The sequence below is a fragment of the Gammaproteobacteria bacterium genome, from assembly GCA_016199745.1.
In the GTDB taxonomy this organism is placed as follows: domain Bacteria; phylum Pseudomonadota; class Gammaproteobacteria; order Acidiferrobacterales; family Sulfurifustaceae; genus JACQFZ01.
Genome location: JACQFZ010000030.1, coordinates 1 through 9,002 on the forward strand (window position 1 = coordinate 1; position 9,002 = coordinate 9,002).

At 57.6% G+C, this 9,002-nt stretch carries 8 protein-coding genes; 3 read left to right on the forward strand and 5 right to left on the reverse strand.

The features are described 5' to 3' along the window. The 5 genes from HY308_08260 to glgC form a co-directional block, all read right to left on the reverse strand. A partial coding sequence (locus HY308_08260) for an IS3 family transposase (GenBank protein ID MBI3898276.1) occupies nucleotides 1–179 on the reverse strand: 179 nt, incomplete at its 3' end. A gap of 54 nt (nucleotides 180–233) precedes the next feature. After that, nucleotides 234–527 (reverse strand): transposase, encoded by a 294-nt coding sequence (locus HY308_08265; GenBank protein ID MBI3898277.1) that lies wholly within the window; start codon nucleotides 525–527, stop codon nucleotides 234–236. Nucleotides 528–621: 94 nt separating this feature from the next. Next, a complete protein-coding gene (locus HY308_08270) occupies nucleotides 622–1,098 on the reverse strand; it encodes a hypothetical protein (GenBank protein ID MBI3898278.1) in 477 nt (158 codons plus the stop codon). A 285-nt stretch (nucleotides 1,099–1,383) separates the two neighbouring features. Then, the gene (locus HY308_08275) at nucleotides 1,384–3,087 is read right to left on the reverse strand and encodes a glycoside hydrolase (GenBank protein ID MBI3898279.1); all 1,704 of its coding nucleotides are present in this window, start codon (nucleotides 3,085–3,087) and stop codon (nucleotides 1,384–1,386) included. Next, nucleotides 3,071–4,339 (reverse strand): glucose-1-phosphate adenylyltransferase, encoded by a 1,269-nt coding sequence (gene glgC / locus HY308_08280; protein MBI3898280.1) that lies wholly within the window; start codon nucleotides 4,337–4,339, stop codon nucleotides 3,071–3,073. The genes HY308_08275 and glgC overlap by 17 nt, the downstream gene beginning before the upstream one ends. 200 nt (nucleotides 4,340–4,539) lie before the next feature. Here glgC and glgA point away from each other — a divergent pair, with 200 nt between their 5' ends. The 3 genes from glgA to HY308_08295 all read left to right on the forward strand — a co-directional run bounded on the left by glgA (nucleotide 4,540) and on the right by HY308_08295 (nucleotide 8,634). Beyond that, nucleotides 4,540–5,982 (forward strand): glycogen synthase GlgA, encoded by a 1,443-nt coding sequence (gene glgA, locus HY308_08285; GenBank protein ID MBI3898281.1) that lies wholly within the window; start codon nucleotides 4,540–4,542, stop codon nucleotides 5,980–5,982. An 83-nt stretch (nucleotides 5,983–6,065) separates the two neighbouring features. After that, nucleotides 6,066–6,992: a Rho termination factor N-terminal domain-containing protein gene (locus HY308_08290; GenBank protein ID MBI3898282.1), complete on the forward strand. Its 927-nt coding sequence runs from the start codon at nucleotides 6,066–6,068 to the stop codon at nucleotides 6,990–6,992. Between the two features lie 46 nt (nucleotides 6,993–7,038). Beyond that, complete coding sequence (locus tag HY308_08295; protein MBI3898283.1) at nucleotides 7,039–8,634, forward strand: DUF1957 domain-containing protein; 1,596 nt, start codon at nucleotides 7,039–7,041, stop codon at nucleotides 8,632–8,634. Nucleotides 8,635–9,002 lie beyond the last annotated feature (368 nt).

Genomic DNA, 9,002 nt, shown 5'->3' on the forward strand with positions numbered 1-9,002 from the left:
GCGGCCGTGGCGAAAATCTCCGTGGCGCGCGCCAAGAGTTCGGTCTTCCATTGGGTGATCTGTGTCGAATGCACTTCAAACTGCTCGGCCAGCTCCGCCATCGTCTTGTCGCCTTTGATGGCAGCGATTGCGACCTTGGCGTTGAAGGCGGCGGTGTGGTTTCTTCGGGGTCTTCTCATTGTTCGTGATCCGGAGGATGAAGCCTTGCGGCCTCGGTTATTGGAGCAGAAACTTCACTTATCGGGTTGTCTTAATTTGTGGGGCCACTTCTGAACATAGTAACGACCGAGCATTTGCATGAGTTTCCCTATTCCGTCGTCGGCCTTCGGAGTGATCAGCAAATGCACATGGTTGGTCATGAGGACATAGGCGTGGAGGGTGCAGGCGTGCTTATCCGCGGCCGCCTGAAGTTTTTCGATAAAAAATCGGTAATCGCGCTCGGCCGTAAAGATTCGCTGTCGGTTATTTCCGCGTTGAATGACGTGCTGGGGTTGGCCGGGGACGATGTAGCGGGGTAGACGGGCCATGGATCGCTCTTGCGAAAAAATGACAGCGTAATCTTGGGTGGGACAATTATCAATCGAGTCTGACCCTATTGATTTAGCTCGAGCTAAATAAATGTTAAGTGGTACATGCGAACCGAAATAACAACCAACTTACGGCAATGAAACCAACTGCCAGAACAATACGAAAGAACCAAAGAAGACTTGGTTTATCGTGCGGCGTATCTGGGACCTGACTTTCTGGTTTACCACCACGCCAACACTTCCGGAATAGCTCACTAAATTCTCGCCTTATTTCAGTTAATCGACATTGTCTTTGTCTTAAAGATGATGAAAACATTCCTAACAAAAACCAACCAGAAGCAAGTACGATAAATGCTGCAAGAAATAAACAGAAGTATTCTGTCCGATTTAGCCGAGAGTCGTCGTGACTGAAAAATTTTGGGATGGAAACAGTCGCCACATACAACAGCAGAGCATAGTTAGTTATGTGCCATTGCTGCTGTTTGAACGTAACAATATCCGAAACAGTCACCTGATATAAAAGGCGAAGCTCCTCCATTTCGCTCTTATGTTTCTGATTTTCTTCTGTCACGGGCAATTCCTCCATATAACGCAATATGCTGTGTCAGCCGAATTCTAAATTTCCGTATTTCCGTTTGAATAAAAATACGTTGTTATCTATTCACAGGATTCCCAAAATCTAGCACAACCTAATGCGTTCGAAGATACGTCATCAACATCTTGCGAAATGGTCAGACTAAATTTGAATAGAACGCGGGTAATCTGATTAGAATCGATTCTTTATGGATAGGCAGACTGGTTTTAACGTTAGATCTCAACAATCCTTACCAACTTCCTGATGATCCGCTGGTAAGTGCTAGCCCGACGCCGACCCCGGCCGCATCGTCCCGCCATGAACCGGCATCCCTGCCCCGCGCGATAACACGGCGGACAGATACTGCGGCGGTTCGACGCCGATGAGTTGATAGAGGTTGGTCAGGTGACGACGAAAGAGGCATTCGAAGTCGCTCACCGTTACCGCTGGGTTGTAGTCGCCGAACCACCAAAACCAATCGGATCCTTCGCAAATCGCCAGTTGTTCTTCGGCGCGGCGGCGGCGTTTTTCGTCTAGCTTCGGGTGGGCGGCGTGGAAGGCGCGGGCGGCGTCGCCGAGCATGTCCCAGCCGCGGTTTTTGTCGGCGTCGCCGATCCAGGTGGAGAACGTGCCGTAGACCCAGCTGCCGGCAACGAGGGGCGGCAGCGGTGCGGGATCCAGCGGCAAGCAATCGGCGAAGGTGGTGAGTTGCAGGCGGGAATGTGTCGACAGGCGTGCGTACAGCGCGCTTAAAAAGTAGTAGCCGTTTTCGGGATAGTGTTCCCAGGCGTTTTCGCCGTCGAGAATGATGCTGACGACGCGCTCGGGATGATGGCGTGAGCGATCGACGATTTGTTCGAGTTGATGGATGAGATTGTTGACGGCGTCGTCGGCGTGCCAGGTGGCGTAAGTGAAGCCGATCAAATCGGATAGGCCTTCGTCGCGAAAGAACACGCTCGAACCGGATGGACCGGCGTAGCGACGATATAACCAATCGTCTTTGTCGCCGTGCAAATCGCGCTGCGCGCGAGTGAGGGTGTGGCGCAATACGCCCTCACCGCTCGCGGCCCAAGCGACACCGGCGTCGGCGAGCAGCGCGAGTGTCGGCGTACTCACGCTGCCTTCGGCCGGCCAGCAGCCCTTCGGGCGAAAACCGAAATGATGTTCGAACGTGGTCAGGCCTTCGCGCACGTGCCAGCGAGCGCGCGCTTCGGCGTCGGGATAGCGATCGAGCGCCGGTAAACCGCTATCGGGCAATGCCTCGCGAGCGCTCTTGAAGTCGAGCATCAGCGGCAAAATCGGATGCGCATACGGGGTAAAAGAAAGCTCGATCCGACCAGCCTCGGCGAGCGCACGGTAACGAGGGATCACGTTGCCGAGCAACTCGGCGATAACGGCGAGCAGCTCGCGACGATCGTGCAAATTGAAGCCGGCGCCCTTCTCTTGCAAGCGGCGGACGCGCGCATCGCTGCGGCGCACGGTCTCGCCCAACCACGCCAGGTGATACCACGTGAGCAGATCGGCGAGAAATTGTTCGTGCAGATACATCGCCGACGGCGAGTGCTCGATGGTCCAGCGCGCCATCGCCGCCAGCTGTCGATACGGTGGGAACCGATCGATCATGCGCGAATCGTTCGCGCGTAAACACGCTTTGAGCAGCGGCAGCCGACCTTCGGCGTCGACCGGCAGCACCGGTTGACCGAGCGCGGCGAGAATCGGATCGCGAATGGCGGCGCTGTTGTTGAGAAAGCCGTGCACTTGCGCGGCGTAGTCGGCGATTTGTTCGAGCAGGATCGGTGCGACGTTGACGACGGCGCGCGCGGCAGGATGCGCTTCCAGGTGCGCCGCCATGTCGACGTAATCTTTGATCGCGTGCAGATAAACCCACGGCAGCTGGTAACTGCCGCTAATAAGGTCGCGATACTGCGGCTGGTGCATGTGCCAGCACAGGACAACCTTCAAGCGCGCGTCAGCGGCGGAGGTCATGCGGCCGCTGGCCGAGCATCTCCGGCGTGACCAACACCACACCGCGCGGCGTGATATGAAAGCGCTTGGCATCGTCTTCGGCCGACTCGCCGATGACGGTGCCGGCGGGCAACACACAACCGCGATCGATGACGGCGCGGCGAATGCGGCAACCGCGTTCGATGGTCACCTGTGGCAACACCACCGAATCCTGCACGCTCGCGTTCGAGCCGACGCACACACCGGAGAACAACAACGAATGACGCACGACCGCGCCGGAGATAATGCAACCGCCGGAAACCATCGAGTTAACCGCCAACCCTAAGCGGTCTTCTTCGTCGTAAATAAATTTGGCCGGCGGCATTTGCTCTTGGTAAGTCCAGATCGGCCAATCGGTGTCGTACAAGTTGAGCTCGGGCACGGCATCGGTCAGCTCTAAGTTCGCCTGCCAGAAAGCGTCGACCGTGCCGACATCGCGCCAATAAGCGCGTTGGCCGGTGTTCACATCGCGAAAACGATAGGCCATGACCTTCGCGCTCTTGATGATCGGCGGGATGATGTCTTTGGCGAAATCGTGCGCCGAATCCGGAAGGTCGGCGTCGCGCAGCAGCTGATCGAACAAGAAGCGAGTGCTGAAAATGTAGATGCCCATCGACGCCAGCGCGAATAGCTCGCTGCCCGGCATCGGTTGCGGGTTCTGCGGCTTCTCGATGAAGTCGGTGATGCGGCTTTCGTCGTTGACGGTGACGATGCCGAAGTCGCGGCCCTCTTGCACCGGCACTTCGATGCAACCGATGGTGAGGTCGGCGCCGCGCTCGACGTGGTACGCGAGCATCGGGCCGTAGTCCATCTTATATATATGATCGCCGGCGAGGATCAGCACGAACGCCGGCTCGTGCGCGCGGACGATGTCCAGATTTTGGTAAACGGCGTCGGCGGTGCCGAGATACCACGACGATTCGATGCGCTGCTGCGCCGGCAACAGCTCGACGAACTCGCCGAACTCACCGCGCAAAAAGCCCCAGCCCTTTTGTATATGCTGGATCAATGAATGTGCTTTGTACTGCGTGAGCACACCCATGCGACGAATACCGGAGTTGATACAGTTGGACAACGGAAAGTCGATAATGCGGAACTTGCCACCGAACGGCACCGCCGGTTTGGCGCGCCAGTTGGTGAGATCCTTCAATCGCGAGCCGCGACCGCCGGCAAGAATGAGCGCCAATGTTTGGCGAGTAAGACGACTGACAAAACGTTCGTGCACTGAAGCCACTATCGATTCCTTCGATTTATATTTGTTCCCCCCTGGCAGGCAACTTTAATCATCAGCGCCCCTTTTTCGGCACACGAGTGAGAAATTCCACGGATAGAATTTCCAAATTCCCTATTTTTAATTCTCGGCACTCGTATACCAGTGGTTTCGACTTTACCATACGCGCGTTAAATTGAGCCATAAACGCATTGCGGGGATGGATGCCTAAAGTCCTGTTCGTTACGAGTGAAGCGCATCCGCTGATGAAGACCGGCGGACTCGGCGACGTCTGCGGCAGTTTGCCACCGGCGCTTAAAGCGCTTGGCAGTGATGTTCGTCTACTGTTGCCGGGTTACCGCAGCGCCAAAGCTGCTGCCGGTGAGTTGCGTACCGTCGCGCAGATCAATTTGCGCAGCGGCACTTCAGCCACGTTGCTCGAGGGGACATTGCCCGGCAGCGATGTCGTCGTCTGGTTGGTTGACTATCCACCGGCGTACGATCGCCCGGGCAATCCTTATCTCGACACCAGCGGCCAACCTTGGTTCGACAACGCGCCGCGTTTTGCCTTGCTGTGTCAGGTGGCGGTCGCGTTAGCGTGCGGCGAGACGTCGATCCAATGGCGACCCGATGTTGTGCATTGCCATGATTGGCAAACCGGGCTCATCCCTGCCCTACTCAGCTCGCGAACCACGCGCCCGGCGACGGTCTTCACCATCCACAATCTCGCCTACCAAGGCACGTTCCCCGCCGACACGTTCGCCGCGCTCGCGCTGCCGGCGGCATTGTGGTCGTCGCACGGGCTCGAATTTTACGGTCAGCTGTCCTTTATGAAAGGCGGGCTCGCATTCGCCGATCGATTAACGACCGTCAGTCCGACCTATGCCACCGAAATTCAAACGGCGGCGTTCGGTTATGGATTGGAAGGATTGCTGCAACATCGCGCCGATCGGTTGGTGGGCATCGTAAATGGCATCGATACTGCCGAGTGGGACCCGGCAAATGATCCGCACATCGCCCAGCGCTACTCGGTAGGCTCGTTGGCGCGCAAGCCAGCGAATAAAACCGCCCTACAAAAACTCTGCGGACTGCCGCTGCTGACCGACCGGCCGCTGCTCGGCATGGTCGGACGACTCGTGGAACAGAAAGGGATCGATCTCGTGCTCGACGCCTGGCCGCGGCTCGCCGAGCAACCCTTGCAGCTCGTCGTCCTCGGCTCGGGCGAAAGCCGCTATGAAAGCGCCTGGCGACTCGCGCGCGAACGCTATCCAGATCAACTTGCCGTGCGTATTGGCTATGACGAAGCGCTGGCACATCAAATCGAAGCCGGCGCCGACATGTTCCTCATGCCGTCGCGCTTCGAGCCATGCGGGCTCAATCAGCTGTATAGCTTGCGCTATGGCACCGTGCCGATCGTTCGGCGCGTCGGCGGTTTGGCTGACACTGTCATCGACATTGCTATCGACGGTGCCGCCACCGGCTTTGTTTTCGAAGATGCCAGTGCCGATGCATTAACCACAACGGTGCAACGCGCGCTTCGGCTCTATGCCGACAAACGCGCGTGGCAAACGCTCGCGCTCAAGGGCATGCAACAAGACATGAGCTGGCAAAAAAGTGCGCGTAAATATATTGCCCTTTATGAGCTCGCGCAGCGCGACCCACACTAAAACCCGCGCCTGAAAAACGAAAAAACCACGGCGCTTATACTTTACATTTACAGAGTCGAATGCAACGATGATTCATCACGCTGATGAACTCCAAAACCCTCAAAGAACTGCGCGCACTGGCAAAGACATCAGGCATCAAAGGATATTCGCGCATGGCCAAGGACGATCTGCTGACCGCGCTCGACCGACGCCAGTCGGAGACGACTGACCGGCGAACCGCACCCCGCGCGCCGACTAAGGCGAAACGGCGTACGTCGACACCTATTAAAGCGGCGGCGCCGGCACCGGCGTGGGAAGAACCTGCGCGCGATTTGAAACCTATCGATACGCATTTCGCCAACGTAGAAGAACGCGTCGAAGGCGCGAAATACGCGTACCGACCGCATAACAGCGTCAGTGCCGCCGGCGCGCCGGTCGATATCGGCGAGCACATCGATCCGCTGCCGCCATTGCCGACACCGATGTTGTGCTTGCTACCGCAGAAGCCCGGTATCTTGCACGCCTACTGGGTGCTGCCGGTGGAGCTAGAACGGCGCAATGACATGACGCTGCGGTTGTGCCGCGTGACTGAACAGTCGGTCGAAGTCCTAGACGAAATTAAAATCACGGCGCAACAAGGTTCTTATTATTTTCATGTGCCGGAGGCGCTCGGTAGTCACGAGACGCTGCTGCAGGTCGGCTACTACCGCGACGGTCAGTTCGTCGGCGTCTTGAGCCGCGCGAGCATCCGGCTGTCGAGCCGGCACGCGTCGATGTACACCGACCGGCGCTGGTGGATCAGCGAAGACGATTTTCGCCGGGTCTATCTGCACAGCGGCGGCTCGACGGGTCCGACGCGTCGTCATAGTTGGTCCGGCTTAGGTAGCAGCGCCAACTTGCTGGCGTCGTCCGAACAAGCACCGCTCATGTCATCCGCCAGCACCGGTCATTCGGACCTTACGAATCGTGCTAATGAATCCACTCCGCCGCCCCGTTCGCGCGAAAGAGATGGCGAGAAAGGATCGGAGTGAAACAGCGATTCCCCACCCAACCCTATAAAAGTCTTTTGCGACCCAATTGAACCCCAAAGGTTATCTCGCTCTCGTCCTGCACGCGCACCTGCCGTTCGTACGGCATCCGGAGCACGAGCGCTTTTTGGAAGAAGACTGGTTCTACGAAGCGCTGACCGAAACCTATTTGCCGTTGCTCGATGTGTTCGACGGCCTGGCCCGCGGCGGCATCCATTTTCGCGTAACGATGTCGCTCACGCCGACGTTGTTATCGATGATGACCGACCCGTTGCTACAGCAACGTTACGTACGTTATCTTGACGAGCGTTTACTGGCGCTCGAAGGCGAGCGTCAACGTACTGCCAGCGATCCTTATCTGCATCCGGTCGTGCTGTTCTACTCGCACCGTTACGAGCGACTGCGGCAACGCTTCGTTGAGCACGACAAGCTCGACGTCACGCAAGCGTTTCGCCGGCTAATGGAAGCGGGCCATCTCGAAATCATCACTTGCGGCGCTACGCACGGTTACTTCCCGCTGCTCGCCGCCAACGAAGAAAGTTTGTACGCGCAATTATCGATGGCCGTGCGCACACATACACGCATCCTCGGCCGCCGCCCGCGCGGCATCTGGTTGCCGGAATGCGGCTACACGCCAGGTGTCGATCGTTTGCTGAAAGAATTCGGCATCGATTTCTTTATCGTCGATTCACATGGCGTGCTCAACGCCGATCCACGCCCGACGTACGGTGTACACCGCCCGATTCGCACGCCGGCCGGCCCAGCCGCGTTCGCTCGCGATCACGATTCGTCGAAGCAGGTGTGGGCCGCCGAGGAAGGTTACCCGGGCGATCCGACGTATCGCGACTTCTACCGCGATGCCGGCTTCGACGTGCATCAGCCGCACATTCAAGCATTGCATCATGCCGGTATTCCGACCTTCACCGGTCTCAAGTATCACCGTATCACCGGCAAGACCGACGGCAAGGAACCGTATCATCCCGGCTGGGCGCGCGAGCGTGCGGCGACGCACGCCGGCCACTTCATGCACAACCGACAATTGCAGATCCAGTGGTTGACGTCGTTCTTCGATCGCCCGCCGATCATCGTCGCGCCGTACGATGCCGAGCTGTTCGGCCACTGGTGGTTCGAAGGTCCGGACTGGATCGACTTTCTATTGCGCAAGATCGCATTTGATCAAAATGATGTAAAAACCATTTTGCCGTCGGAATACATCGACCGCTTCGGCGATCTGCAACCGGCGGAACCGCCCGAATGCAGCTGGGGTGCCGGTGGTTTTCACGAGGTATGGCTGAACGGTGCCAACGATTGGATGTATCCGCACGTGCACGCGGCGTCCGATCGCATGAGCGGTTTGGTACGGCGCTTTCAAAACGCCGACGGTCATTTACGCTGGGCGTTGGATCAAGCGGCGCGTGAGTTGTTGCTGGCGCAGGCGAGTGACTGGGGATTCATTATGAAGACCGGCACTAGTGTGGATTATGCGGTGCGACGGTTTAAGACACATATCCATCGCTTCGATCGTCTGGCGACGATGGTTGAGACCGATCGTTACGATGAGCCGTATCTACGGTCGGTGGCGGAGCGCGATACGTTGTTTCCGGATATCGATTATCGGGTTTTTCAGACGCGGCCGTGTTTGTGAGTGGTTGAATCGCCCCGTTGGGGCGATGATGGTCGATGTAATAAATTCTAATCAGCGGGATGCTCCGCCCCGCAACCCAGGGTTCCTTTTCTTTGCTTGTGGTCGCTCCTGCGCATCCTGCGCTCGCGACATTCGTACGTCCCTGTACAGCACCCGAAAAGTAACCAAAAGAAAGTACCCCCCGGGGTGGCGCAAAACCTTCCTGTGCTTCTCACTTTTGGCTCACTAACTATGTCTGGCACAGCCCCTCCCTGGGCTGAGCCAGACGCGCGCCTCCTGCGCGCTCGAGGCCAAAAGCTCCGATGCTCGGAATGCGCCACACGGGGATTAACAGCAACCGCAACAACCCATTTCACTCACCCCCCACC